This window comes from Streptomyces sp. NPDC085931 (genome assembly GCF_044540565.1).
Taxonomy (GTDB): Bacteria; Actinomycetota; Actinomycetes; order Streptomycetales; family Streptomycetaceae; genus Streptomyces.
Genome location: NZ_JBITSK010000010.1, coordinates 262,857 through 288,442, shown reverse-complemented (window position 1 = coordinate 288,442; position 25,586 = coordinate 262,857). Strand labels below are relative to the sequence as shown.

Here is a 25,586-nt window from a genome sequence, read left to right as displayed (position 1 = left end):
GGGGGTGCGGTGGCCGCCATGGCCCCGCACCCGCCGGCCTACCCCGCCTGCCCCATCCCCGCCGCGTTGGGCCAGCTCTGCGCGGCGGGCCATCCCGTGGCCGGGGCCGGCGTCAGCCCGTTCGTGCCCCTCACCTGCGCGGCCGTCAGGCCCCCACGGGCCGGAACCCCGGGCGGGGTGGGCCCGGTGAACGGCGCGGCCACCGGCTGGGGAGCCGGCTGCGGCACCTGCGGCTGGGGCATCTGCGGCTGCGGCATCTGCGGGACCGGCTGCGGCTGCGGCAGCTGTGCCGCGGCCGGCATCGGCATCCCGCCGCCCGCACCCGCCGGCACGGCGGACGCGGCGGCGGGGAGCGGCATGCCGATGCCGGCGGCCGGGGCGGGGACGGGAGCGGGCATCGGGGCGGGCATCGGCGCGGCGGGCGCCGGCGCGGGGGCGAGGCCCGGGCCGCCGGGACCCGCGCTCGCGGCGGCCGGAACGGGGGCCGGAACCGCCGCCGGAACCGCCGCCGGGCCGGGTCCGCCCGGCCCGGCGGCCATGGCCTGAGCCGCCAGCCCCCGGGTTCCCGCCCCGTTCGTCTCGCTCACCAGCCGGTCCACGGCCGCCGTACCCGAGCTGTAGCTGGTCCCGTTGCCCAGCTCGGGTACGGCGGTTCCCCTCCTGGACGTCCCGTAGAGCACCTGTTCCAGGCCGGACACCAGGCGACGCACGTCCACCTGGGGGCGCACCACGAGCCGCAGGAAGCGGCTGGACGAACCGATCTTGTTGCCGCACTCGCGGACCAGGATCCGGTGCTCGGTGAGCATCCGGTCCCGCACCACGGTGCCCTCCGCGCCCACGGGCAGGCGCACGAAGAGGAAGTTGCCCTGGGACGGGTAGACCGTCAGCCCGGGCAGTGCCGAGAGCTGGCTCGCCATGTCCAGGCGGTCCCGGCGCACCTGCTGCAGGCTCTGCGCGTACTCGGCGCCGTGCTCCTTCAGCATGAACACCACGTGCTCGGCGAAGGAGTTGAGGTTCCACTTGGGCAGCATCGAGCGGACCCGGCCCGCGAGCGCCGGGTTGGCGACCAGGTAGCCGAAGCGGATGCCGTGCAGGCCGAAGTTCTTGCCCAGACTGCGCAGCACGACCACGTTGGGCCGCAGCATCGCCTCCTGCACCACGGACGGTTCGGCCTCGGCGTCCGCGAACTCCAGGAACGACTCGTCGATCACGACGAGGTCGAGGTCGGCCATGGCGTCCATGAACTGCACGACGGCGTGCTTGTGCAGGAAGCCGCCGTCGGGGTTGTTCGGGTTGCAGATCACGGCGACCCGGGTGCCCCGGGCCCGGATGAACTCGGCGTACTGCGCGAGGTCCAGGGCGAAGCCGCTGGACTCCTGCAGCGGGAACATGTCGACCCGCTTGCCGGTCTCCATGGGCTGGTCGGTCCAGCGGCCGAACGTGGGGACGGGGACGGCGAGGGACTCGCGGACCAGCAGGTGGTCGATCCAGGTGATCAGCTCGGTCGAGCCGTTGCCCATGGCCACGCACTGCGGCGGCAGCTGGAGCAGGCTGCACAGCTCGGCCGTGATCGTGTCGGCGCTGCTCGGGTAGTACGTGATGATGTCCCGCAGCCGGGCCGCCATGTCCTCGAACATGGCCGGGGTGGGGAAGTAGGGGTTGCAGGGGATACAGAAGTCCACAGGACCGGCGCCCTCGCCGCCCTCGCGCGTCAGAGCCGCCATCGACGGGCTGTGTGCCGCGGTACTGCGGAACAGCGACGTGACGTTGTCGGCCATGGAACCTCCGTAGGGGGCGGGCCCGTGGGGGACGGCCGGACCCGACGTTCAAGGGCGGCCCGCGCGGGGGAGCGCGGGCCGCCCTTACATACGGAGGCTCCGGTGACGCCGTTCAACCTCTGAGACGGCCCTCAGGAAATTGTGTGCCCCCTGTGAAGACGGCTGAGGGCGGCCCAGTACGGCCGGAGGGGCCGGATCAGTGGCCGAACGTGTGGATCGTGCTCGTCCGGTACGTCTGCCCGGGCCGCAGCACCGTCGACGGGAACGACGGCTTGTTCGGCGAGTCCGGGAAGTGCTGCGTCTCCAGGCACAGCGCGTCGCCCTGCCGGTAGGTGCGGCCGGACGGGCCGGTGAGCGTGCCGTCGAGGAAGTTGCCGGAGTAGAACTGCAGGCCCGGCTCGTTCGTGGCGATCCTCAGCGTGCGGCCGGAGGACGGGTCGCGCAAGGTGGCCACGTGCTCGGGCCGGGCGGTGACGCCCTTGTCCAGCACCCAGTTGTGGTCGAAGCCCTTGGCGGTCACCAGCTGCGGGTGGGAGACGCGGATGTCGCGGCCGATCGGCTTGGCCTTGCGGAAGTCGAACGGGGTGCCCGCGACCCTGGCCAGCTCGCCCGTGGGGATCAGGCCCGCGTCGGTGGGGGTGTAGCGGGAGGCGGCGATCGTCAGCTCGTGGTCCTCGATCGTGCCGCTGCCCTCGCCGGCCAGGTTCCAGTACACGTGGCTGGTGAGGTTGACGACGGTGGCCTTGTCCGTGGTGGCCTCGTAGTCGATGCGCCAGTCGCCGTGCTTGGTGAGGGTGTACGTCACCTTCGTCTTGAGCGTGCCCGGGTAGCCCATCTCCCCGTCGACGCTCGTGTAGTACAGGTACAGGCCGACGTCGGAGCCCTTCACGAACGGCTCGACGTCCCAGACGCGCTTGTCGAAGCCCTTGGCGCCGCCGTGCAGGCTCTGCTCGCCGTCGTTGACGGAGAGCTGGTAGTTCTTGCCGTCGAGCGTGAACTTGCCCTGGCCGATGCGGTTGCCGTACCGGCCGATCAGGGCGCCGAAGTAGGGGCTGTCGGCGACGTAGTCCTCGAGGTTGTCGAAGCCGGCGCTGACGTTGGCGTAGCGGCCGCGGCGGTCGGGGATCTCCAGCGACTGCACGATGCCGCCGTAGGAGAGGACCTTCAGGCGGGTGCCGCCGTTCTCCAGCGACCAGAGGTGCACCTTCGTGCCGTCGGCGAGCTTGCCGAAGAGCGTCTTCACCGGCTTCCTGCCTCCCGTGGCGTGCGCCGTGCCGCCGAGCGTGGTGGCGGCCATGCCCGCCGCCGCGGCTCCCGCGATGACCGTGCGTCTGTTCAGTTCCATGTGTGCGGCTCCCGATGAGGAAAGGGCCCCGCCTTCCGGCGGGGCCCGAGCTGACTTACGAACCGACCTTGCGCTTGTTCCACACGTCGAACCCGACCGCCGCCAGCAGCACCAGGCCCTTGATGACCTGCTGCCAGTCGGTGCCGATGCCGACGAGGTTCATGCCGTTGTTCAGCACGCCCAGGACCAGACCGCCGATGATCGCGCCGAGGACGGTGCCGACACCGCCGCTCATCGACGCGCCGCCGATGAACGAGGCCGCGATCGCCTCCAGCTCGAAGTTGAGGCCGGCCTTGGGAGAGGCCGCGTTGAAGCGGGCGGCGAAGACCAGACCCGCCAGGGCCGCGAGCATGCCCATGTTCAGGAAGACCAGGAAGGTGACCTTCTTGTCCTTCACACCCGACAGCTTGGCCGCCGGGAGGTTGCCGCCGATCGCGTAGATGTGGCGGCCGATGATCGCGTTGCGCATCACGTAGCCGAAGCCGACGAGCAGCACGCCCAGGATGAGCAGCACGATCGGGGCGCCCTTGTAGCTGGCCAGCAGCAGCGTCAGCGTGAGGATGGCCGCGCCGATCGCGACCAGCTTCAGCAGGAACAGCTTGGCCGGCGGGACCTCAAGGGCGAACTCCTGCTGCCGCTTGCGGTCACGGACCTCCTGGAAGATCACGAAGGCGATCATCGCGAAGCCCAGCAGCAGCGTGAGGTTGTGGTAGTTGGTGTTCGGGCCGACCTCGGGCAGGAAGCCGTTGGCGACCTTCTGCAGGCCCTCCGGGAACGGGCCGAGGGTCTGGCCCTCCAGGAAGATCTCCGTCAGACCGCGGAAGATCAGCATGCCCGCCAGGGTCACGATGAACGACGGTATGCCGCCGTACGCGATGAAGAACCCCTGGACGGCGCCCGCGACCGCGCCCACCGCGAGGCACAGCACCACCGCGAGCGGCCAGGGCATGTCCTGTTTCACCATGAACACGGCGGCCATCGAGCCGACGAACGCCGTCAGCGAACCGACCGACAGGTCGATGTGGCCCGCGATGATCACCAGCATCATGCCGATCGCCAGGATCAGGATGTAGCTGTTCTGCAGCACCAGGTTGGAGACGTTGCGCGGCAGCAGCAGGTCGCCGTCGGTCCACACGGCGAACAGCACCACGATCAGGCCCAGCGCGATCAGCATGCCGTACTGCCGCATGTTGCGGCGCATGCCGTCCAGCACCAGGGCCAGCAGGCCGTCGCCCGCGGCTCCTCCGCTCCTGCCCGGCGGCGCGGGGGCCGGGCTCTTGGCGGTCACGTCCGTGCTCATCGGGATACCTCTTTGTCCTTCGTCATCTGACGCATCAGCGATTCCTGGGAGGCCTCGGCCCGCGAGAACTCACCCGTCAGCCGCCCCGCGGCCATCGTGTAGATGCGGTCGCACATGCCGAGCAGTTCGGGCAGCTCGGAGGAGATGAAGACGACCGCCTTGCCCTGGGCGGCCAGCTGGTCGATGACCGTGTAGATCTCGTACTTGGCCCCGACGTCGATACCGCGCGTCGGCTCGTCCAGGATCAGCACGTCCGGACCCGAGAAGATCCACTTGCTGAGGACGACCTTCTGCTGGTTGCCGCCGGACAGCTTGCCGACCGGCTCGAAGACGGTCGGCGCCTTGATGTTCATGGACGTGCGGAAGCCCTCGGCGACCTGCCGCTCCTCGTGCTCGTCGACCACACCGCGCTTGGCGACCTTGCCCAGGGCGCTCAGCGAGATGTTGCGGTTGATGGTGTCGATGAGGTTCAGGCCGTAGTGCTTGCGGTCCTCGGTGACGTAGGCGATGCCGTGCTTGACCGCCTCCGGGACGGTCTTGGTGCGGATCTCCTTGCCGTCCTTGAGGACCGTGCCGCCCGCGTACCGGCCGTAGGCGCGCCCGAAGACGCTCATCGCGAGTTCGGTGCGGCCGGCGCCCATCAGGCCCGCGATGCCGACGATCTCACCGCGGCGCACGTGGAGCGACACGTCGTCGCACACCTTGCGCTGCTGGTCGATCGGGTGGTGCACGGTCCAGTTGCGGATCTCCAGTGCGGGCGCCGCGCCCTCCTCGGGCTCGTGCGGCGTCCGCTCCGGGAAGCGGTGCTCCAGGTCACGGCCGACCATGCCGCTGATGATCCGGTCCTCGGTGGTCTCCGGGGCCTTCACGTCCAGGGTCTCGATGGTCTGGCCGTCGCGCAGGATCGTCACCGAGTCGGCGACCCTGCGGATCTCGTTGAGCTTGTGGGAGATGATGATCGAGGTGATGCCCTGGTTCTTCAACTCCAGGATCAGGTCCAGGAGTTTGCCGCTGTCCTCGTCGTTCAGGGCGGCGGTCGGCTCGTCCAGGATGAGCAGCTTCACCTTCTTGGACAGGGCCTTGGCGATCTCCACGAGCTGCTGCTTGCCCACGCCGATGTCGGCGACCCGGGTGTCCGGGTGGTCGGACAGACCGACCCGGCGCAGCAGTTCGGTGGCGTGCCTCAGGGTCTCGGTCCAGCTGATGATCCCCCGCGTGGCGTGCTCGTTGCCGAGGAAGATGTTCTCCGCGAGGGACAGGTAGGGCACCAGGGCCAGTTCCTGGTGGATGATCACGATGCCGCGTTCCTCGCTGGCCCGGATGTCCTTGAACCGGCAGACCTCTCCCTCGAAGAGGATGTCGCCCTCGTAGGTGCCGTGCGGGTGGACGCCGGAGAGGACCTTCATCAGGGTCGACTTGCCGGCGCCGTTCTCCCCGCAGATGGCGTGGACCTCGCCCTGCCGGACGGTCAGCGTGACGTCCGACAGCGCCTTGACGCCGGGAAAGGTCTTGACGATCGAGCGCATTTCCAGGACGGGTCCCGCCATGGTCGTGCCTTCCAATCAGTGGTGAATCGTCGGTGGGTGGCGGGGCTTACTTGAGGTCGCTCTCCTTGATGTAGCCGGAGTCGACGACCTCCTTCTGGTAGTTGCCCTTGTCGACGGCGACCGGCTCCAGCAGGTAGGCCGGGACGACCTTGGCGCCGTTGTCGTAGGTCTTGGTGTCGTTGACCTCGGGCTTCTTGTCGTTCAGCAGGGCGTCGACCATGTTGGAGGCCACCTTCGCCAGTTCGCGGGTGTCCTTGTAGACGGTCATCGACTGCTGGTCGGCGATGATCGACTTCACCGAGGCGACCTCGGCGTCCTGGCCCGTGACGACCGGCAGCGGCTTGCTCTTGGAGCCGTAGTCGTCCGACTTCAGGGCCGACAGGATGCCGATGGAGATGCCGTCGTAGGGGGAGAGGACGGCGTCGACGCGCTCGGTCTTGTAGGCCGAGGTCAGGATGTCGTCCATGCGCTTCTGGGCGGTGCCGCCGTCCCAGCGCAGGGTGGTGACCTGGTTGAGCTTGGTCTGGCCGGAGCGGACGACGAGCTGCTTCTTGTCGATGTAGGGCTGCAGCACGTTCATCGCGCCCTGGAAGAAGTAGCGGGTGTTGTTGTCGTCGTTGGAGCCGGCGAACAGCTCGATGTTGAAGGGGCCCTTCTTCGAGCCGTCCTTCAGGCCGAGCTTCTCGACGATGTAGCTGCCCTGCAGCTCGCCGACCTTCTCGTTGTCGAAGGAGGCGTAGTAGTCGACGTTCTTCGTGCCGAGGATCAGGCGGTCGTAGGAGATGACCGGGATGTTCGCGTCCTTGGCCTGCTGGAGCACGTTGTTCATCGACTTGTTGTCGATGGCCGCGACGATCAGCGCCTTGACGCCCTGCGTGATCAGGTTCTCGATCTGCGAGACCTGCTGGTCCGGGTCGTCCTCGCCGTAGACCAGCTGGGTCTTGTAGCCCTTGGACTCCAGGTCCTTCTTGACGTTGTTGCCGTCGGCGATCCAGCGCTCGGAGGACTTGGTCGGCATCGAGATGCCGATCGTGCCGCCCTTGGCGCTGTCCCCGCTCTCCTCGCTGCCGCCCTCGCTGTTCTGCCCGCAGGCGGACAGGGTCAGGGCGAGGGACGCGGCTCCGGCTATGGCGGCGAGTGCGGCTCTGCGGTTACGCATGTTGATCATCCTTGATCTGTGTGCAGGGCTCGGTCTGGGAGGCGCGAAGTCGCTCCGGTGGTCGTGCCGGAAAGACCGAGAGGAGGTGTGTGGGATTGTGGTCGGCTGTGTCGTCTTTTGTAAGAAGAGTTTCCGGAACGTTATGACGAGATTTCGAACCGTTGCAGATCGCCGGGCAGTCGCGAGCCCAGCGGCGCCATGTCGCCGTCGGCTCCGTGACGGGCCAGGAGGTCCAGGGCGAGCCGGCCGCGCCGCACGCGTTCCTTCGCGGTGGCCAGGGTCAGTTCCCGCATGTGGTGCCCGTAGGGGTAGATCCCGGGCGCCTTCGACAGGCCGAACTTCAGGTAGAGCGGTGCGCCGCGCCGGATCAGCTCGGCGACCTCGTACATCCGGACGTAACCGCCGAGATCGTCGGGGGCCTCGATGTACATGTCCATGGGAGCGCCGGACACCCGGCGGATCTCGGTGAGGTGATCGAGCGTCAGATCGCTCGGCACGTTCACCGAGTCGGCGCCCAGACGCTCGTAGACGGCGTACGCCGCCGGGTTGACGGGGCCGATCAGCGCGCTCACCTTGAGCGTGGTGTCGGCCGGGATGAGACCGGCCGCGCGGGCCCGGTGCAGCGTCCACAGCACGCCCTCGTCGGCGACGAGCAGGCACTTGACGCCCAGCTCCGTGGCCCGCACCGCGTCCTCGACGCAGCCGGCGACCGCGTCGTGGCCGCGGGCGCGCAGTCCGGCCCCCCGCGAGTCGGTGCGCGTGGAGCCGCCGATGTCCCAGGTGCCGCGCGGACCGGTGAACAGGCAGAGCTCGATGTCGCGTTCGGCCGTCGCCTCCACCATCTCGGTGATCTCGGCGTCGGTCAGCATCCACACCCCGCTGCCCTGGCTGATCCGGTGGATCGGCACGTCCAGCCGCGAGGCCTCCTTCAGGACCACGGCCAGCGCCTCCGGCCCCTCGCACGAGGGGATCTCGGTGCGCCAGCGGCCGCCGCCGGGGAAGGAGTGCGGCGAGGCGTCGGCGGGGTCGAGGGCGGGCGCGTTCAGGCCCAGCGCGGTGAGCGCCGGCTCACCGGGCCTGCGGGCGGCCGGGGCGGAAGCGTCGGTCACAGGAATGTCCTTCAGTTCGGTATTTCGGACGAGGTTCGCGGCTCTGGGTGGGGCACGGCTGGGTGTACGCCGGTACGGGGGCCGTCAGGTCGCCCCCGTACCGGCGTACGACTACGGGCGGAGCAGCACCTTGCCCACCTTGGGATCGCCGGCCCCCACCAGCTCGATGGCCTGCGAGAACTCGGCGAGCGGCAGCTCGTGCGTCACCAGCGGCAGCGGGTCGAGCAGCCCGGCGGCGAACACCCGCACGGTGTGCGCCCAGGCGTCCGGCGGAGCACCGAAGACGGTGTGCACCTCCAGCTGCCGTACGACCAGGTCGGTCGGGTCGAGGCCCTCGGCGCCCGGCGCCGGGATGCCCGTCAGGACCAGCCGGCCCCCGCGCCTGAGCAGGGCGGCGGAGAGCCGGGCGGCGTCCGCGGACCCGGCCGTCTCGATCACCACGTCCACGTCGTCCGGGAGCTGCTCGTCCTTGGTCCGGAAGTCCGTCGCGCCGTACTGCCGCGCCAGCGCCTCACGGTCCCGGCGGGTGCCGACCACCAGCAGCTCCGCGGGCGAGTCGGCCTTCAGGAACTGCACGGCGAACATGCCGAGCGTGCCCGTGCCGACCACGGCGACCTTCTCGCCGGGCCGCGCGTTCGCCTTCAGCGCGGCGGCCGCGACGCACGCGGCGGGCTCCAGCAGCGCCGCCGCCGTGAGGTCGCAGCCGTCCGGCAGGACGTGCAGCAGCCGCGCCGGGAGGGTCAGCGTGGCCGCCATCGCGCCCGGCTGGGTGAACCCGGTCTCCTCGTATCCGGCCGCGCACAGGGTCGTGTCGCCCGCGTGGCAGCGGTCGCAGACCTGGCAGTTGCGGAAGCCCTCGCCGACGACCTTGCGGCCGACCAGGGAGGCGGGGACGTCCGCGCCCACGGCCTCCACCGTCCCGGACCACTCGTGGCCCGGGGTGAGCGGATAGCGCACGTACCCCTCGGGGCGGTTGCCCTGGTACACCTCGCGGTCGCTGCCGCAGATGCCGGACGCGTGCACCCGCACCAGGGCCTCGCCGGCCCCGGGCCGCCGGGGCTCGTGCGGGACGAGACGGTGCTCGCCCGGGGCGTCGATCACTACCGCGGTGCTCACGGGGCGCCTCCGGTTTTCGAAGGTTTCGGTGGCCGGTGCCGGGTTTCCGGGCGCCGGAGGGTCACTGGGTGGCCTTGGGCTTGCGCTGCTCCCAGCCCTCCGCCCAGAGGTCGAAGCGCGCCTGCTGCTGCGGGAACTCCGCGGCGGCGTCGACGTCCAGCTCCACGCCGAGGCCCGGGGCGTCGGACAGGTGGAAGCAGCCGTCCTCCGGGTTCACCTGCGGCGCGCCCTTGACGACCTTCTTGATCTCCGCGTCCGCGAAGTCGTTGAAGTGCTCCAGGATCTTGAAGTTCGGGGAGGTGAACCCGACCTGGAGGGAGGCGGCCGTCAGCACCGAGCCGCCCACGTTGTGCGGGGCGACCAGCATGTAGTGGGTCTCGGCGGTCGCGGCGAGCTTGCGGGTCTCCCAGATGCCGCCGATGTGGCCGACGTCCGGCTGGATGATGTCGACGGCCTGGTTCTCGAACAGCTCCCGGAACTCGATCCGGTCGTGGATGCGCTCGCCGGTGGCGACCGGCATGTCGACCTTGGCGGCGACCTTCTCCAGCGCCTTCAGGTTCTCCGGCGGCACCGGCTCCTCCAGCCACGCCGGCTTGAACGGCGCCAGCTCCTTGGCCAGGCGCACGGCCGTGGCCGGGGAGAAGCGGCCGTGCATCTCCAGCATCAGCTCGGCCTCGGGGCCGATGGCGTCGCGGACGGCCTCGATCAGGGAGACGGCGTACAGGGTCTCCTTGTGGTCCAGCTCGAAGTGGCCGGTGCCGAAGGGGTCGATCTTCAGCGCCCGGTAGCCGCGCTCCATGACCCCCTGGGCGGCCTTGTGGTAGGCCTCCGGCGTCCGCTCGGTGGTGTACCAGCCGTTGGCGTACGCCTTGACCTTGTCGGTGACCTTGCCGCCCAGCAGCTGCCAGACGGGGACGCCCAGGGCCTTGCCCTTGATGTCCCAGCAGGCCATCTCGATCACCGCGATGCCCGACATCACGATCTCGCCCGCACGGCCGTAGTCGCCGTACTTCATCCGCTTGACGAGGTCCTCGACGGCGAACGGGTCGGAGCCGAGAATGTGGTTGGCCTCGGCCTCCCTCAGGTAACCGAGAAGGGCGTCGGTGTGTCCCAGCATCCGGGTCTCGCCGACTCCGGTGATGCCCTCGTCGGTGTGCACCTGGACGTAGGTCAGGTTGCGCCACGGCGTCCCGACCACGTGTGTGCTGATTCCGGTGATGCGCACGGCGGTTGTCCCTCGCAGCTTCGTCGGCTCAGTTTCCGTCAGTGTTCCGTCCGTGTGCCCGTCATGCGATGTTCGAGATTTCGGCACACGTTCGAAATGCTGGCGTGACAGTAAGGACGGGGCGGCGGGGGTGTCAATGGGTCGCGCGCATAACGGTTTCGACAGTTTCGAAACCATCGGCGGGGGGTGTCCCTACAGAACCTTCACAGCTGGATCTAGGAACGTGACCCGCGCGGAACTTAATCTTCCCGCGTCATGGACTACTGCGACCCGTGCCGACGGCACCTCAACGGCGCGCTGGCCTGCCCCGGGTGTGGCACCTCAGCGGAATCGCTGCGCTGGCGTGAGCCGGGGCAGGGCGTGTACGACGACGGCGTCGAAGCCGAAGCCGAAGCCGAAGCCGAAGCCGAGGGCGATGCCGACGCCGAGGTCGCTGAGGGTGCCTCCGGCGACACGTCCGGCGAGGCCGATGACGAGCCCTCGGGGCGTGCCGCGCGCCGGCGTGGTGAGCGTCCGGACGGTGACGGCTCGGGCGGGTCGACCCGGCGGGACCGCAAGGCGGCGGCACACCGTCGGCGCCGGCGCCGGACCCTGTTCGTCGCGGCCGGGTTCCTCCTGGCGGCGGGCGGGCTGAGCCTGGCGGAGCTGGGCATGGACGCGCAGAGGCAGGCACCGAAGCCCGCGGCGGCCGGCGGGGAGTCGGCGGACGGCGAGGCGGTGGAGGCGGAAGCGGACGGGCAGGGAGCGGATCCCGGTGGGAGCGGTGCTCCTGAGGGTTCGTCGGCGAGCCCTTCGGCCAGTGCGTCCGACTCGGCGTCGGCCTCCGCGTCGCCGACGGACGAGACCTCGGAGTCGCCGGGAGGTGACGAGACGTCGAAAAACCCGGAGTCGGCCCCGGTGGGCACCTCTCCGAGTGGGCCGTCCTCGGCCCCGACGGCCACCGCTCCGGCCCCGGCGCCGACCCCCACCTCGGATCCGACGACCCGTCCTCCGGACCCGGACCCGGAGCCGTCTCCGTCGGAGACGTGCGACCGGTTCCTGTGGTGGTGCACGTAGCGCCTGACGGTGGGGTGGTGGTCGGGGCCGCGCCGGGGGGTGTCCGTCCTCGGCACGGCGCGATGGGCTTCTTCACCGACTGACTGGCGTCGACGCGCCAACCGCTGCGGGCGGACACCCCCCGGCACGGCCCCTTCCGTGCGTCGGCGGGTGCGGCAGCGGTACCCCGCTGTGCCGGGTTGCGCACCGAGCCGGTCTCAGCCCAGCATCCCCCGCAGCGCATTCCGCAGAGCGAGCCGCTCCCCCTCCGACAGCCCCGCGAGCGGCTCCCGCGCGAACCGCAGTGACTCCCGCAGGCTCCGGGCCACCCGTCGGCCCTCCTCCGTCGCCGCCGCCACCTTCACCCGGCGGTCCGAGGGGTCCGGGCGGCGCTCGACCAGCCCGCGCGCCTCCAGCCGGTCCACGATCCCGGTCACGTTCGACGGCTCGCACTTCAGCCGCTGCGCCAGCCTCCGCATCGGCAGCGGCTCCAGGCACAGCAGGCTCAGCAGCCGCGCCTGCGCGCCCGTCAGCGCGTGCTCCGCCGCGGCCGACTCGTAGTCCTCGTGGAACCGCGCGACGACCTCCCCGATCAGCTCCACGACCTCGAGCGTCAGGGGATCGGGGCGGCGGTTCGTCCCGCTGCGGGGACTCGGTGTGGTGGAGGCCATGCCATCGAGGGTACCCGGTTGTTTGACAACGTGAAATATTCAGGAGCATGGTTGTTTCAGGTACTGAAACATCCGCCGGAGACCGAAGGAAAGGCGCACCATGACCGACACGCCCACCCTCCCCGCCGTCAGCCGCGAGTGGCACCTGCTCAGCCGCCCGGTCGGCTGGCCGAAGCCCGAGGACTTCGCCCTGGTCGAGGCGGAGGTCCCGCAGCCCGGTGAGGGGCAGGTCCTCGTCCGGAACAAGTACCTCTCCGTGGACCCGTACATGCGCGGCCGGATGAGCGCCGCGAAGTCCTACGTCGCCCCGTTCGAGCTGGGCAAGGTCATGCAGGGCGGCGCCGTCGGCGAGGTCGTGGCGTCGAACGCCGAGGGCATCTTTGCCGGCGACCACGTGCTGCACTTCTTCGGCTGGCGCGAGTACGCCGTCGTCGCCGGGAAGAACGCCGTGAAGGTGGACCCGGAGGCCGCGCCGCTCTCGGCGTACCTGGGCGTGCTCGGCATGACCGGCCTCACCGCCTACGCGGGTCTGCTGCGCACCGCCTCCTTCAAGGAGGGCGACGCCGTCTTCGTCTCCGGCGCCGCCGGTGCCGTGGGCGGCCAGGTCGGGCAGATCGCGAAGCTGAAGGGCGCCTCGCGGGTCATCGGCTCCGCCGGTTCGCAGGAGAAGGTGAAGCTCCTCGTCGAGGAGTACGGCTTCGACGCGGCGTTCAACTACAAGGACGGGCCCGTGAGCGAGCAGCTGCGCGCCGCCGCCCCCGACGGCATCGACGTCTACTTCGACAACGTGGGCGGCGACCACCTGGAGGCGGCCATCGGCTCCCTCAACGAGGGCGGCCGGATCGCGGTCTGCGGCATGATCTCCGTCTACAACAACACCGAGCCCGCCCCGGGCCCGCGCAACCTGGCCCGCCTCATCCAGACCCGCGGCCGCATCGAGGGCTTCCTGGTCGGCGACCACTACGACCTGCAGCCGCAGTTCGTCCAGGAGGTCGCCCCGTGGGTCGCCTCGGGCGAGCTGAAGTACCGCGAGACGGTCGTCGAGGGCATCGAGAACAACCTGGAGGCGTTCCTGGGCGTCCTGCGCGGCGACAACACCGGGAAGATGATCGTCAAGCTCTGACGGCCACCGGCCCCTCTGTGCGTGTGTTCCGGCATGCGGTAGTTTCTTTCCGAATCCGTCCCGGCCCGGGCGCGAGCCGCGGCGGACGACCGAAGGAACACCACCGCATGCCGATTCAGCAGTCCGACGTCCTGTACACCGCCGTGGCGACCGCCCGGAACGGGCGCGACGGGCGGGTGGCCACCGACGACGGCAGGCTCGACGTCGTCGTCAACCCGCCCGAGGAGATGGGCGGGAGCGGCGCCGGGACCAACCCGGAGCAGCTCTTCGCCGCCGGGTACAGCGCCTGCTTCCAGGGCGCCCTCGGTGTCGTCGCCCGCCAGGAGGGCGCCGACCTCACCGGTTCGACCGTGACCGCGAAGGTCGGCCTCGGCAGGAACGGGGAGGGGTTCGGGATCATCGTCGAGATCTCGGCCGACATCCCCCGGGTCGACCGGGGCACCGCCCGGTCGCTGCTCGAGAAGGCCCACGAGGTGTGCCCGTACTCGAAGGCGACGCGCGGGAACATCACCGTGACGCTGGTCTGAGGACCGTCGTTGCGTACGCGGAGGCCGCATCCCTGGACGTGGGGTGCGGCCTGCGTCCGTGCCCGGGGTCAGGCGGCGAGCGCGGCCCGGTGGACCGCCCGCGCCAGCCGGTCGTTCTCCGGCGCCGCGCCGCCCGGGAAGGCGAACCGGCGGCGCGTGTAGCCGTACGCCAGACCGCTCCACGGGTCCGCGAAGGCCTGCGAGCCGCTCGCGCCGCTGTGCCCGATCGTCCCGGCGCCGAGGAACGGGTGCCACGTGTCAGCGGTCGCCTGGAAGCCCAGGCCGAACGCCCGGTGGGACCGGGCGACCAGGTCGTACCCGGCCGAGTGCACCTGGCCGAACTCCGCCACCGTGTCCGGCTTGAGCAGCGGAGCCCGGCCGTCCAGCTCGCTGATCGCCGCCGCGTACATCCCGGCCAGGCCCCGCGCGGACGCCACCCCGCCCACCGACGCCGGGCCCTTGGCGCGTACCAGCGGCGTGTTGGGCAGCGCGGCCAGGTCGGCCGGCTCCGCCGCGTTGCCGTTGAAGGCGATCGAGGCGAGGGTGTGCGGACCCGTGGGCGCCGCGTCGAGCAGGGCCTGCTGCCGCGGAGTCGGGGCCATCGGCTGCGTCGTACGGAAGCGGGGTTCCTGCGAGGCGGGCAGGCCCAGGTGGAAGTCCAGGGCGTACGGGGTCCGGATCCGCTCCTGGTAGACCTCCTGCAGCGTGCGGCCCGTGGCCCGGCGCACCACCTCGCCGACCAGCGCGCCGATGACCAGCGCGTGGTAGCCGAACGCCGTGCCGGGGCGCCAGAACGGCCGCTGGTCCGCGAGGCGTTCGGCGAGCTGGCGGTCGTCCGCCAGCTCCGCGAGCGTGAAGCCGGTGTCCGTGCCGACCACGCCCGCCCGGTGCGCGAGCAGGTCGCGCAGGGTCAGCGCCCCCTTGCCCTCGGCCGCGAACTCCGGCCAGTAGTACGTCACCTTGCGGTCCAGTTCGAGCGTGCCCTCCTGGACGAGGAGCGCCGCCACCAGGTAGGCGGCGCCCTTGGTGGAGGAGAACACGCCGTACAGGGCGTCCGCCTCGGTGCCCGCCCACAGGTCGACCACCCTGCGCCCGTGGACGTAGGCGCACAACTGGCCCTCGTAGTCCGGCCGTTCCCCGGCCACGAACGCGGCGAACTCCTCGCGTACGTCCTCGAAGCCGTCCGCCACGGTGCCGTGGATCTCCTGCGTCATCCGCTCTCCTCAACCGAACCGCTGTGTGCCACTGTGAACACTGCCCTCGCCACCTGCGCGAATTCCCCCTTGGGGTGGTCCCGGAAGAGTGGTTCCGTACCGAACAGCACCGTCCGGTCGCCGCTGACCACGGCCGCCCGCCCGGCCGCCGCGTCCGGGCCGCCGGAGCCGTCGCGCAGCGGACGCCAGTGCCCGGACAGCAGCGGATTCCCGTTCGCATACGCCTGTTCGACGCGCACCCCGGCGCCCAGCCCGGTGAACCAGAGCGGGGCGTAGACGAAGCTGTGGTCCGGTGCGCCCCGGGTGAGCGGGCCCGGGTTGGTCACCCGCACCACGCCGTTCGCGTCCCCGTTGCCCGCCACCGGCGTGACGGCCAGCCGGCCCGCCGCCGCGTTCAGGGCCGCTCCCGCCGCGCCCCGGCCGACCAGGCCGTGACCGTCCAGGAACGCGTCCAGGGCGCTGCGGGCGGGCGCCGTGAGCCGCGCGCGGTCCAGGCCGGCGGAGACGAACAGCACGTCCGTGCCGGACCAGTCGAAGCCCGCGTTCAGCACGGCCGTCGAGACCGGCGTGACGTCGAAGCCCATCTCCCGCAGCGCGAACAGCTCACCCGGGGTGACCGCTGCGGCGACGCGCGGGCGGCGCAGCGGGGTGGTGCCGGTGAGCCGGGTGGCGGTGAAGGCGACGTCGTGCGTCCGGGCGGCGGTGAGCGCCTCGCGGCGGGCCGCGGCGGGCACGAGCGCGCTGCCGTCCGGGGCCTGGCGCACGGTGACGCCGTGCCGGAGCAGGGAGTTGAGGGCCGCGATCTCGCGCGGGTCGTCCAGGCGCAGCCGGAGGTCGCCGTGCGGGGCCACGCGGGCGACGGGGGCCGCCTCGGTCACCGGGCGCAGGGGCGCGCCCCGCAGGCTGCCCGACGCCACCGGCTCGACCGTGGCGCCCCACAGCCGGCCCAGGCTCCAGCCCGAGATGTCGTACATCACCGACACGTCGGCGCTGATGTCCCGGCCGTCGGCCAGCAGCACGTTCGCCATGCCGCGCTTGGGCTGGTGCAGGTCCACGACGTACGAGCCCGCGGCGTGGGTCCGCCCGGCGAGCCGGAACGGGCGGGTGGCGCGGGTGACGCGGACGTCATGGGCGAGCAGGTGGTCCACCAGGCGCGCGGCGGCCGGGGCGGAGCGCTGCGCGCGCGAGGTGCCCGGCGGGATGACGTAGGCACGCGGGAAGTCGGTGGTGTAGACGTCCTCCGGGCCGATGCCGGGCACGCCGGGCACCGTCTCCGGCGACACCGGCACCTGCGGGGCGCCGGCGGCACCGCGGCGGAAGACCTCGATCTGGTCGGCGATCAGCGTCGCGCGCCGCTCCCGGACGTGGTCCAGGGTGGCGCCGATCGCCGCGCCCGCCACGGCGGTGTTGACCGCCGAGCGGCGGCGCAGCTCCGCCACGGGCAGCTCGTCGTACTCCTCGTTGTTGACCGCCAGCGGGATCTCCACGGTGTGGGCGGCCACCGTGCCGTGGAAGGCCGCGTACTGCGGGGTGAAGATCGGCGGCCAGTCGTCCCAGCCCTCCTCCTGGTCGCGGAAGGGGATCTGCGCCGGTTCCACGCCGTCCTTCCCGGGCGTGTACCCGAGGGCGTTGACGGCGGACTCCATGCCGAGGGCGTTGGCGTAGGTGTTCTTCAGGAAGAGGTCGTACTCGTAGTTCTCGCCGTGCGGGGGAGTGGTGGGCTCGATGAGGGTGCCGTTGACGTAGCCGTGCAGGTCCAGCAGGACGGCCGGCTGGGTGTCGAGCTGGATCCGCCGCATCGCGCGGGACTCGGGCTGCGAGGCGGTGACGAAGTCCCGGTTCAGGTCGAAGCCGTTCGCGTTCGCCCGGGTGCCGGCGATCCGGCCGTCGGGATTGGCGGTGACGTTGAAGTACAGGCGGCTGTGCGCGAGGAGGTCCCTCGTCCGGGTGTCATCGGCGGTCGCGAGACGTTCGATGACCTTCAGGGAGGCGTCCGTGCCCTCCCACTCGTTGCCGTGGATGTTGCTGTTGACGAAGACGGGGGTCTTGTAGGAGCGCTTGATCTCGGGGGACTTGGCCGCCGCGGCGGGCGCGTTCTCGATGAGGTCGCGCATCCGCCGCTGGGCGCGGGCCTCGCGTGCGGTCTCCGGGGCGGTGACGGTCACGAGGTAGAGGCGGTGCCCGCCGGCCGAGCGGCCCGCCACCTCCACGCTCACCCGGTCCCCGAGGCGTTGCAGGGCGTTCAGCCTCGGCGCGATCCCGTGGTACGGGACGAGCCCCAGCTTCAGGGACTTGTCGCCGGGGTTCGCCGGGTCGGGGGCGAGGACCTGCCGGCGGGGGTAGCCCCGGGTGTCCGTCGTGGTGGAGGTCGCGTCGGGCGCGGCCAGGGCCCGCCGGGCCGCGCTCTCGGGCGCCCGGGCCGCCCGGGCGTCGACGGGGGCGCCCTCGCGGGTGACCGGCCCGGGTTCGGCGCCCGCGGTGCCGGGGGCGAGCAGGAGCGAACCCGCCGTGGCGAGGCCGAGGACGGCGATCAGTGCGGGTCTCGCGGGAACGGCTCTCGTGGTGCGCACGCGTACCTCCTGGGGGCTTCCTGAGATCGGTACGGCGAGGTGTACCGGTTCGACTCAACGGCAACAAGGGCGCGTTGGCGTCCCCCGTGACCCGGACGGCCGCGTCGGCGGCCCGTGCCGCGACCCGGGCGGCCCGTGACCCCGGTGTGACCGGAGCGCGTCAAGGACGCGACAGGGGCCCGGATAGGGTCGTTCCATGCGCGATCTGGGGACGGGTTTCGGTTACCTGCTCAAGGGCCAGCGGTGGGTGGCCCGGCACGGCAGGAGTTACGGCTTCGGGCTGCTCCCGGGCCTGATCACCCTGGTGCTCTACGCGGCGGTGCTCGTCGCGCTGGGGCTGTGGGGACAGTCCGCGGTCACCTGGGCGACGCCGTTCGCCGACGACTGGTCGAGCCCGTGGTCCGGGCTCTTCCGCGGCTTCCTGACCGTCGTGCTGTTCGCCCTCGCGCTGCTGCTCGCCGTCGTGACCTTCACCGCCGTGACGCTGCTGATCGGGCAGCCCTTCTACGAGAACCTCTCCGAGAAGGTCGACCGGGACGTGTCCCCGGACGGGCACGCCCCCGAGTCCGGGCTGCCGCTGTGGCGGGAGCTGTGGATCTCCGCCCGTGACAGTCTCCGGATCGTGGTGCGGGCCGCCCTGTGGGGCGTGCTGCTGTTCGCGTGCGGCTTCATCCCGGTCGTCGGCCAGACGGCCGTGCCGGTGATCGGCTTCTTCGTCACCGGGTTCTTCCTCACCGAGGAACTGACCGCCGTCGCCCTCCAGCGCCGCGGCGTTCAGCTGCGCACCCGTCTCACGCTGCTGCGGGCCCGCAAGACCCTGGTCTGGGGCTTCGGCACCCCGCTGGCGGTGTCCTTCCTGGTGCCGTTCGTCGCGGTGTTCCTGATGCCGGGCGCGGTGGCCGGCGCCACCCTCATGGCGCGTGAACTGCTGGGGGAGGACACCCGCAAGGGCGATGAGGGCGGCGGCGACCAGGCGGTCACGACGCTTCCGCAGCCACCTTCAGGATCGTCCTGACCTGCGCGATGATGTCCAGCCGGTTGCGCACGAACTCCGGGTCGGTGACCTCGGTGGTGTTCCCGGCGCCGAACTGCAGCACCGGCGTGTGCACGTGCCCGCCCGGCAGCACGTCGTGCAGCCCGAGCCGGTCGCGCAGCAGGGTCGCCCGGTAGGCGATCTCGTTGGACAGGTAGTCCCCGCCGCCGCCCGCCCGCGCGGTCGAGCCGGGGGTCGGCCCCTCGGGCCGTACGACGGGCTCGGTGCCGCCCGCCGGGATCTCGGTGACGCTCGTGTTGTCGTACACCGGGAAGCGGCCGGTGGGGGCGGCGACGATCGCCGCGTACGGCAGCGTGGTCGTCGTCCACTGCGGCTGCGAGGCGGGGTCGGTGACGGGGACGGTCTCGGTGCGCCCGACGTTCTCGTTGTCGCCGAAGCCGCCCCGCCAGGCCCCGTTGGTCCGCTCGATGTCGAACCGCCCGACGCGGCCCTGGCTCACGGTGGTGAACAGATCGACCTTTCCGAGGTGCGGTCGCAGGGTCCGCTCCACGGTCCCTGCGGTGAAGTCGCGCCAGCGCACCGGGAACACGGCCGTCTCGATCCGTGCCGGGCCGTCCGCGGTCTCGACGACCGTGCCGTCGAGGGCGAGCGCGGTGGCGCCGGAGGGGTTGGAGATGCGGATGTCCCGGTCCAGGGTGAACGGGTCGAAGCCGGTGAGCAGGATCCGCTTCACGCCCTCGCCGTGCGGGTAGCGAACGGCGGTCCGGCCGCGTGAGGTGCGCTCCAGCTCGTCCAGCAGCGCGGCCCGCTGCCGGCCGGTCAGCCCGAACTCCGGCTCCCAGGTGCGCACGTCACGGCTCATGCCCAGCCGGGCCCAGTACAGCGGACGGTCGTCGTCCCGGCTCAGGTCCCCGCCCGCGGGTCCGCGCCCCTGCGCCCGGTCCACCGCCCGCCGCCACAACTGCGCCCCCTCGCGGGAGACGGCCCGGCGGGCCTCCCCGTAGGAGCGGGCCGCTTCGAGCGCCCGGGCCAGGCGCGGGGCCACGGTGTCGAATCCCGAGCGGCGCAGGATCTCCTGCGGGGCGGCGCGGTCGAGCCGCTGTTCCTCGACGGTGGGGGCGGGGGCCGCCTCGGCGGCGCTCGCGGAGGGGGCAGCGGTCAGACCGGTCAGCAGCGCGAGGCCGAGGACGCCGAGGCGAACGCGTATGGAGTTCAAGGGGGTTGAGCCCTTCCGTCACGGTGGGGGTGGCGTGGTGCCGGACGGCGGAAGTATCGCGTGACGGGAGCGGTCCACGCCATGGGGCTCAGCCGGGGATCCGCCGGGTCGCCTCCCGCAGCGCGCCCAGGAAGGCCGCGACGGCCGGCGCGGGGGGCCGTCCCCGCACGGTCGCCGCGTACACCGCCCGGGCCGGTGCGCCCTCGTCGGTCACCCGCAGCAGCCTGACGTCCGGCCGGACGGACGCGGCGGCGAGAGCCGGCACCAGCGCCACCCCGAGCCCGGCGGCGACATAGCCCTGCTTGGCGGTCCACTCGCCGACGACGTGGGTCACCCGCGGCCGGAACCCCTGGCGCAGGGCCGCCTCCAGCAGGGTGCCCTCGGGGCGGGCGCTGCCGGAGATCCAGTCGGCGTCCGCGAAACGGCCGAGCGGCACCGGGCCCCGCCGCCCGGCGAGCGGGTGATCCGCCGCCACCGCGACGTACAGCGGCTCGTCGAGCAGGTGGTGGAGTTCGTACGACTCCAGCGGGGCGCGGCCGGTCGTCGACACCACCGCGAGGTCCAGGTGACCGGCCGTGAGCCGGTCCAGCAGGGCCGGGGTGAAGCCCTCCTCGCGGGAGACGTGAACTCCGGGGCGCCGGGTGCGGAAGAGAGCCAGGGCATGCGGCACCAGGGCCGCGTCCGCGGTGGCGAAGGCGCCGAACCGGAGCCGGCCGGCCGCCGCCTCCCGCAGGGCGCCCAGCTCCCGCCGGGCCTGGTGCAGCGTGGCCACGACCGTCTCCGCGTGCGGCACCAGCGACCGTCCGGCCTCCGTCAGCCGGACCCCGCGCGGCAGCCGGTCGAACAGCGGCTCACCGCCCAGCCCGGCCTCCAGGGAGGCGATCTGCCGGGACACCGCGGACTGCGTCCAGCCCAGCGCCCGGGCGGCCACGGTGAACGAGCCGTGCCGGGCGACCTCCAGGAAGACGCCCAGCCACACCGTGGACAGCTCCGGCGTCGAGTCATGCGTAACGGGCATGGCGGCCATGCTAGACATTCGCTTGTCGCATCGATGACGGTCCGCCTAGCGTCGCCCGCATGCAGATCACCCTCGACAACCCCGCCTCGGCGCCCCAGCCCCTGAGCCCGTACTACTCCCAGGTGGCACGCCTCGAACACGCCGACGGCAGCGCCCTGTTGTTCGTCTCCGGACAGATCGCCGAGGGCGCCACGCTCGCGGAGCAGACTCGCGGCGTCTTCGAGACGCTCACCGCGCTGCTGCGGGCCCACGGCGCCACCCTGGCCGACATCGTCGGCATCCGCACGTATCTGACCGACATCTCCCGGCTGGAGGAGTACGGCGCCGTACGGCGCGAGTTCCTCACCGGCACGCCGCCGACCAGCATGACCTTCGAGGCCGCGCGGCTCTTCCGCCCGGAGGCGCAGGTGGAGGTGGAGGCCGTGGCGGCCGTGCCCGCCCGGTAGGGTCAGTCGCCGCTCTCGCCCAGCAGCGTCACGAAGTCCCGGAACGCCGACGCCATGTCCACCGACTCCGGGTCCAGCAGCCACTGGTACTGCAGCCCGTCCAGGATCGCCACCAGCAGCGGGGCGGCCCGCTCGGGGGTGAGGCCGCCCGGCAGGCGGTCGCCGTACTCGGCGCGCAGCACCTCGGCCATGCCGGCGCGGACCCCGACGTAGCGCTCGGTGAAGTAGCCGCGGGCCGGATGCCCCTCGGTGACACTCTCGCCGAGCAGCGCCGAGAAGGTCTGGACGATGGCGGGGCGCATCGCGTTGTACTCGACCAGCGAGGCCAGCAGGTCCAGGCGCAGCCGGCCGGCGGGCAGCGCGTCCCAGCGGTCCCGCTCCTGCAGGACCGCGACGAGCAGCGCCTCCTTGGTCGGGAAGTGGTGCAGCAGGCCCTGCTGGGTGAGCCCGACCCGCTCGGCGACCGCCGCCAGGCTCGCTCCCCGGTAGCCGCGCTCGGCGATCACCTCCAGAGCGGCCCGCACGATCTCCGCGCGCCGCTCCTCGCTCCTCGTCCTGGCCGTCATGGCGTCACCGTACGACACCCCGAACACCTGAACATCACGGCCATGTAACGAAACCTACCGCGTCACAGGTTCCGGGTGCACGATGGTGACATCCAGCGGCTTTCGACGTGGAGGTGCCGACGTGACGCAGGCAGCGGAGGAACGGCGCGAGGCGGCCGTCGAGGCGGCCCTCGGCAAGCTCGACCTGGACGCCAAGGCGCGGCTCCTGGCGGGCCAGGACATGTGGAGCCTGCCCGCGCTGCCGCAGGCCGGCCTCGCCTCGCTGGTCATGTCCGACGGCCCGATCGGCGTCCGCGGGGTGCACTGGAGCGCCGACGACCCCTCCGTCGCCCTGCCCTCCCCGACCGCCCTCGCCGCCACCTGGGACCCGGACCTCGCCCACCGCGCCGGCGTCCTGCTCGCCCAGGAGGCCCGCCGCAAGGGCGTCCACCTCCTGCTCGCCCCCACCGTCAACCTGCACCGCTCCCCGCTCGGCGGCCGCCACTTCGAGGCCTACAGCGAGGACCCGTTCCTCACCGGCCGGATCGGCGCCGCGTACGTCCGGGGCGTCCAGTCCGGCGGCGTCGGCACCACCGTCAAGCACTTCGTCGCCAACGACGCCGAGACCGACCGCCTCACCGTGAACAACCTCGTGAGCGAACGCGCCCTGCGCGAGCTGTACCTGGCCCCCTTCGAGGCGATCGTGGCGCACGCCCGCCCCTGGGGCATCATGACCGCCTACAACTCGGTCAACGGCCCGACCATGACCGAGCACCGCCACCTGGTCGAGGACGTCCTGCGCGGGGAGTGGGGCTTCGACGGCGTCAACGTCTCCGACTGGACCGCCGCCCGCTCCACCACCGGCGCCCTCACCGGCGGCCTCGACATCGCCATGCCCGGCCCCGGCACCGTCTACGGGGAGAACCTCGCCCGGGCCGTGCGGGCCGGCGAGGCCGACGAGACGCTGGTCGACGAGGCCGTCCGCCGCGTGCTGCGCCTCGCCGCCCGGGTCGGCCTCCTCGAGGGCGCCGAACCCGTCGTCACCACACCGCCCCCGGACACCGACGGCGCGGCCCTCGCCCGCGAGATCGCCCGCCGCTCCTTCGTCCTCGTCCGCAACGAAGGCGGCGCCCTGCCGCTGAAGCCCGGCCGGGTCGCGCTGATCGGCGCCGCCGCACGCGACGCCCGCGTCCTCGGCGGCGGCTCCGCCACCGTCTTCCCGGCCCGGACCGTCTCCCCGCTCGACGGCCTCACCGCCGCCCTGCCCGAAGGCACCCTCACCTACACGCTCGGCGCCGACCCCAACACCGAACTCCCCATCGCCGGCCAGGGCTTCGAGCTGCGCGCCGTCTGCCGGGACGCGGCCGGCGAGGTCCTCGGCACGCGCTCGGCCCCCAGCGGCCACATCCAGTGGATGGGCGCCGACCTCCCCGAGGGCGTCACCCACGACACCCTGCACAGCGTCGAACTGACCGGCACCTTCACCCCGCGCGAGACCGGCACGCACACCTTCGGCATCAAGGGCCTCGGCCCCTTCCGGCTCACCGTCGCGGGCACCACGTACTACGACGACGTCCAGCGCCCGGACGGCGACGACCCGTTCCTCACCTTCTTCGGCCCGCCCGTGCCGCACGCCCGGGTCGGCCTCACCGCCGGGGAACCCGTCGAGGTCTCCCTCACCCACACGGTTCCGCCGCCGGACGGCGGGTCCATGCGGGTCATCGGCTTCACCCTCGCCCACCAGGACCCGCAGCGCGACCCCGACGACCTGATCGCCGAAGCCGCCGAGGCCGCCCGGGCCGCCGACACGGCCGTCGTCGTGGTCGCCACCACCGAACGCGTCGAGTCCGAGGGCTTCGACCGCACCGACCTGCGCCTGCCCGGCCGCCAGGACGACCTCGTACGCGCCGTCGCCGCCGCCAACCCGAACACCGTCGTGGTCGTCAACTCCGGCTCCCCGGTCGAGCTGCCCTGGCGCGACGACGTCGCAGCCGTGCTGCTGTCCTGGTTCCCCGGCCAGGAGGGCGGCGCGGCCCTCGCGGACGTCCTCACCGGCGTCCACGAGCCCGGCGGACGCCTGCCCACCACCTGGGGCTCCCTGGCCGACGCCCCGGTCACCCGGGTCGTCCCCGAGAACGGCGAACTCCCCTACGAGGAGGGCGTCTTCATCGGCTACCGCGCCTGGGAGAAGCACGGCCGCACCCCCTCCTACCCCTTCGGCCACGGCCTCGGCTACACCGACTGGACCTACGAGTCCGTCGAGGTCGCCGAGGCACCGGAGGCAACCACCGCGAAGGTCCGCCTCCGCAACACCGGCGACCGCCCCGGCCGCGAGGTCGTCCAGCTCTACCTCGCCCCCCGCGAGCCCGGCCCCGGCCGCCCGGCGCGCTGGCTGGCCGGCTTCGCGGGCGTCGAGGCCGCCCCCGGCGAGACGGTCGAGGCGCGGGTCGAACTGCCCCGCCGCGCCTTCGAGATCTGGGACGAAGCGACCGGTTCGTGGTCGTGTGTGAAGGGTTCGTACGAGATCCAGGTCGGACGCTCGATCACCGACCGCAGGATCACCGCGACGATTAACGTCTGATCCGGGACACGTTCCCCACTCGGCAGCCCCGGTCCGGGACCTGACCTCCGGACCGGGGCTCAGAGCCGCTCACCGGCCCCGTCTGCCGGACCGCTCAGCGGGTGCCGAAGGCGTACACCGTCTCCGAGCGGAACACCTCGCCCGGCCGCAGCACGGTCGTCGGGAACTCCGGCCGGTTCGGCGAGTCGGGGAAGTGCTGGGTCTCCAGCGCGACACCGTCGCCGGGCGCGAACGGCTCGCCCAGGTGGTCGCCGGTGTACAGCTGCAGCCCGGGTTCGGTGGTGGCCACCGTCAGCACCCGCCCCGACGCCGGGTCGTGCAGCTCGGCGACCTCCACCGGAGTGTCCGTCACGCCCTTGTCCAGCACGAAGTTGTGGTCGTAGCCGCTGGTCACCTTGCGGGCCGCACGGAAGTCGAACCGCGTGCCGGACACCTCCCGCGGGCCGCCGGCCGGGATCAGGTCCGCGTCGACCGGCGTGTACCGGGAAGCCGCCAGCCGCAGTTCATGACCGGCCGCGTCACCGGAACCGGCCAGATTGAAGTAGCTGTGGTTCGTCAGGTTCACCACGGTCGGCGCGTCCGTCACCGCCTCGTACGCGATCCGCAGCGCCCCGCTCTCCAGCAGCGCGTACGTCGCCGACACCGCCAGCCGCCCGGGGAAGCCCTCCTCGCCGTGCGGACTGACCCGGGACAGGCGCACACCGTGCTCGACCGGGCTCACGTCCCACACCCGCTTGTCGAAGCCCCGCACCCCGCCGTGCAGCGAGTTCGGCCCGTTGTTCGCCTCCAGCGCGTACGTCCGCCCGTCCAGCGGGAAGCGGCCGCCGGCGATCCGGTTGGCGTACCGCCCGACGAGGGCACCGAGATACGGCTCCGGACGGGCGAGGTACCCGTCGAGATCGGGGAACCCCAGCACCACACCGGCGACCCGCCCGGCCCGGTCCGGCACTTCGACCGACTGCACGATCCCGCCGTACGACAGCACCCGCACCCGTACACCCGCCCGCTGAAGGGTCCAGCGGTGCACCGGGGTCCCGTCGGGAAGTGTGCCGAAGAGTTCGCTCATG

The 25,586-nt window shown here is 72.1% G+C and carries 21 protein-coding genes; 5 read left to right on the top strand and 16 right to left on the bottom strand.

Translation table 11 applies throughout. The features are described 5' to 3' along the window. Positions 1-38: 38 nt before the first annotated feature. The 10 genes from ACIGAN_RS23080 to ACIGAN_RS23035 form a co-directional block, all read right to left on the bottom strand. Positions 39-1,778 (bottom strand): pyridoxal phosphate-dependent aminotransferase, encoded by a 1,740-nt coding sequence (locus ACIGAN_RS23080; RefSeq protein WP_399860070.1) that lies wholly within the window; start codon positions 1,776-1,778, stop codon positions 39-41. 196 nt (positions 1,779-1,974) lie between these two features. After that, positions 1,975-3,123, bottom strand: a complete 1,149-nt coding sequence (locus ACIGAN_RS23075; protein ID WP_365097536.1) for an aldose epimerase family protein — start codon at positions 3,121-3,123, stop codon at positions 1,975-1,977. Positions 3,124-3,178: 55 nt separating this feature from the next. Further along, the gene (mmsB, locus tag ACIGAN_RS23070) at positions 3,179-4,423 is read right to left on the bottom strand and encodes a multiple monosaccharide ABC transporter permease (protein ID WP_365736632.1); all 1,245 of its coding nucleotides are present in this window, start codon (positions 4,421-4,423) and stop codon (positions 3,179-3,181) included. Further along, positions 4,420-5,970, bottom strand: a complete 1,551-nt coding sequence (gene mmsA, locus ACIGAN_RS23065) for a multiple monosaccharide ABC transporter ATP-binding protein (protein ID WP_365736630.1) — start codon at positions 5,968-5,970, stop codon at positions 4,420-4,422. The genes mmsB and mmsA overlap by 4 nt, the downstream gene beginning before the upstream one ends. 46 nt (positions 5,971-6,016) lie before the next feature. After that, the gene (gene chvE / locus ACIGAN_RS23060) at positions 6,017-7,129 is read right to left on the bottom strand and encodes a multiple monosaccharide ABC transporter substrate-binding protein (RefSeq protein ID WP_365736628.1); all 1,113 of its coding nucleotides are present in this window, start codon (positions 7,127-7,129) and stop codon (positions 6,017-6,019) included. Positions 7,130-7,269: 140 nt separating this feature from the next. Continuing rightward, a complete protein-coding gene (locus ACIGAN_RS23055) occupies positions 7,270-8,238 on the bottom strand; it encodes a hypothetical protein (RefSeq protein WP_399860065.1) in 969 nt (322 codons plus the stop codon). A gap of 111 nt (positions 8,239-8,349) precedes the next feature. Continuing rightward, on the bottom strand, positions 8,350-9,354 hold the full coding sequence (locus tag ACIGAN_RS23050; protein WP_365736625.1) for a zinc-dependent alcohol dehydrogenase: 1,005 nt from the start codon (positions 9,352-9,354) through the stop codon (positions 8,350-8,352). Positions 9,355-9,415: 61 nt separating this feature from the next. Next, on the bottom strand, positions 9,416-10,579 hold the full coding sequence (locus ACIGAN_RS23045) for a mandelate racemase/muconate lactonizing enzyme family protein (protein ID WP_365097554.1): 1,164 nt from the start codon (positions 10,577-10,579) through the stop codon (positions 9,416-9,418). 321 nt (positions 10,580-10,900) lie between these two features. After that, positions 10,901-11,149: a hypothetical protein gene (locus tag ACIGAN_RS23040; protein ID WP_399860061.1), complete on the bottom strand. Its 249-nt coding sequence runs from the start codon at positions 11,147-11,149 to the stop codon at positions 10,901-10,903. A 683-nt stretch (positions 11,150-11,832) separates the two neighbouring features. Then, on the bottom strand, positions 11,833-12,285 hold the full coding sequence (locus ACIGAN_RS23035) for a MarR family winged helix-turn-helix transcriptional regulator (RefSeq protein WP_365097557.1): 453 nt from the start codon (positions 12,283-12,285) through the stop codon (positions 11,833-11,835). Between the two features lie 100 nt (positions 12,286-12,385). On the opposite strand from ACIGAN_RS23035, the gene ACIGAN_RS23030 reads away from it, so the two are divergent. Continuing rightward, positions 12,386-13,408, top strand: coding sequence for an NADP-dependent oxidoreductase (locus tag ACIGAN_RS23030; RefSeq protein ID WP_365736621.1), 1,023 nt, complete (start codon positions 12,386-12,388; stop codon positions 13,406-13,408). 107 nt (positions 13,409-13,515) lie between these two features. Next, entirely contained in the window at positions 13,516-13,935 is a 420-nt protein-coding gene (locus tag ACIGAN_RS23025; protein WP_399860057.1) for an organic hydroperoxide resistance protein, read from the top strand. A gap of 68 nt (positions 13,936-14,003) precedes the next feature. Here ACIGAN_RS23025 and ACIGAN_RS23020 read toward each other — a convergent pair whose 3' ends face one another. Next, positions 14,004-15,149: a serine hydrolase domain-containing protein gene (locus ACIGAN_RS23020; RefSeq protein WP_399860054.1), complete on the bottom strand. Its 1,146-nt coding sequence runs from the start codon at positions 15,147-15,149 to the stop codon at positions 14,004-14,006. After that, positions 15,146-17,719, bottom strand: a complete 2,574-nt coding sequence (locus ACIGAN_RS23015) for a M14 family zinc carboxypeptidase (protein ID WP_399860051.1) — start codon at positions 17,717-17,719, stop codon at positions 15,146-15,148. Before ACIGAN_RS23015 ends, ACIGAN_RS23020 begins: the two co-directional genes overlap by 4 nt. A gap of 196 nt (positions 17,720-17,915) precedes the next feature. Here ACIGAN_RS23015 and ACIGAN_RS23010 point away from each other — a divergent pair, with 196 nt between their 5' ends. Further along, positions 17,916-18,734, top strand: coding sequence for an EI24 domain-containing protein (locus ACIGAN_RS23010; RefSeq protein WP_365736616.1), 819 nt, complete (start codon positions 17,916-17,918; stop codon positions 18,732-18,734). On the opposite strand, the gene ACIGAN_RS23005 is transcribed toward ACIGAN_RS23010, so the two are convergent. Continuing rightward, positions 18,697-19,929 carry a pyroglutamyl peptidase gene (locus ACIGAN_RS23005; protein WP_399860047.1) on the bottom strand — a complete coding sequence of 411 codons (1,233 nt, stop codon included), beginning with the start codon at positions 19,927-19,929 and terminating at the stop codon, positions 18,697-18,699. The two genes, ACIGAN_RS23010 and ACIGAN_RS23005, sit on opposite strands and share 38 nt — an antisense overlap. Positions 19,930-20,017: 88 nt before the next feature. After that, entirely contained in the window at positions 20,018-20,956 is a 939-nt protein-coding gene (locus ACIGAN_RS23000) for a LysR family transcriptional regulator (RefSeq protein ID WP_399860044.1), read from the bottom strand. A gap of 50 nt (positions 20,957-21,006) precedes the next feature. Between ACIGAN_RS23000 and ACIGAN_RS22995 the strand changes: the two genes are divergently transcribed. Next, positions 21,007-21,393, top strand: a complete 387-nt coding sequence (locus ACIGAN_RS22995; protein ID WP_399860041.1) for a RidA family protein — start codon at positions 21,007-21,009, stop codon at positions 21,391-21,393. Positions 21,394-21,395: 2 nt separating this feature from the next. Here the strand turns inward: ACIGAN_RS22995 and ACIGAN_RS22990 are convergent, their stop codons facing one another. Further along, positions 21,396-21,977 (bottom strand): TetR/AcrR family transcriptional regulator, encoded by a 582-nt coding sequence (locus tag ACIGAN_RS22990; protein WP_365736608.1) that lies wholly within the window; start codon positions 21,975-21,977, stop codon positions 21,396-21,398. 64 nt (positions 21,978-22,041) lie between these two features. Here ACIGAN_RS22990 and ACIGAN_RS22985 point away from each other — a divergent pair, with 64 nt between their 5' ends. Then, the gene (locus tag ACIGAN_RS22985) at positions 22,042-24,519 is read left to right on the top strand and encodes a glycoside hydrolase family 3 protein (RefSeq protein ID WP_399860039.1); all 2,478 of its coding nucleotides are present in this window, start codon (positions 22,042-22,044) and stop codon (positions 24,517-24,519) included. Between the two features lie 94 nt (positions 24,520-24,613). Here the strand turns inward: ACIGAN_RS22985 and ACIGAN_RS22980 are convergent, their stop codons facing one another. Then, positions 24,614-25,585: an aldose epimerase family protein gene (locus tag ACIGAN_RS22980; protein ID WP_365097588.1), complete on the bottom strand. Its 972-nt coding sequence runs from the start codon at positions 25,583-25,585 to the stop codon at positions 24,614-24,616. Between the last annotated feature and the right edge of the window lies 1 nt (position 25,586).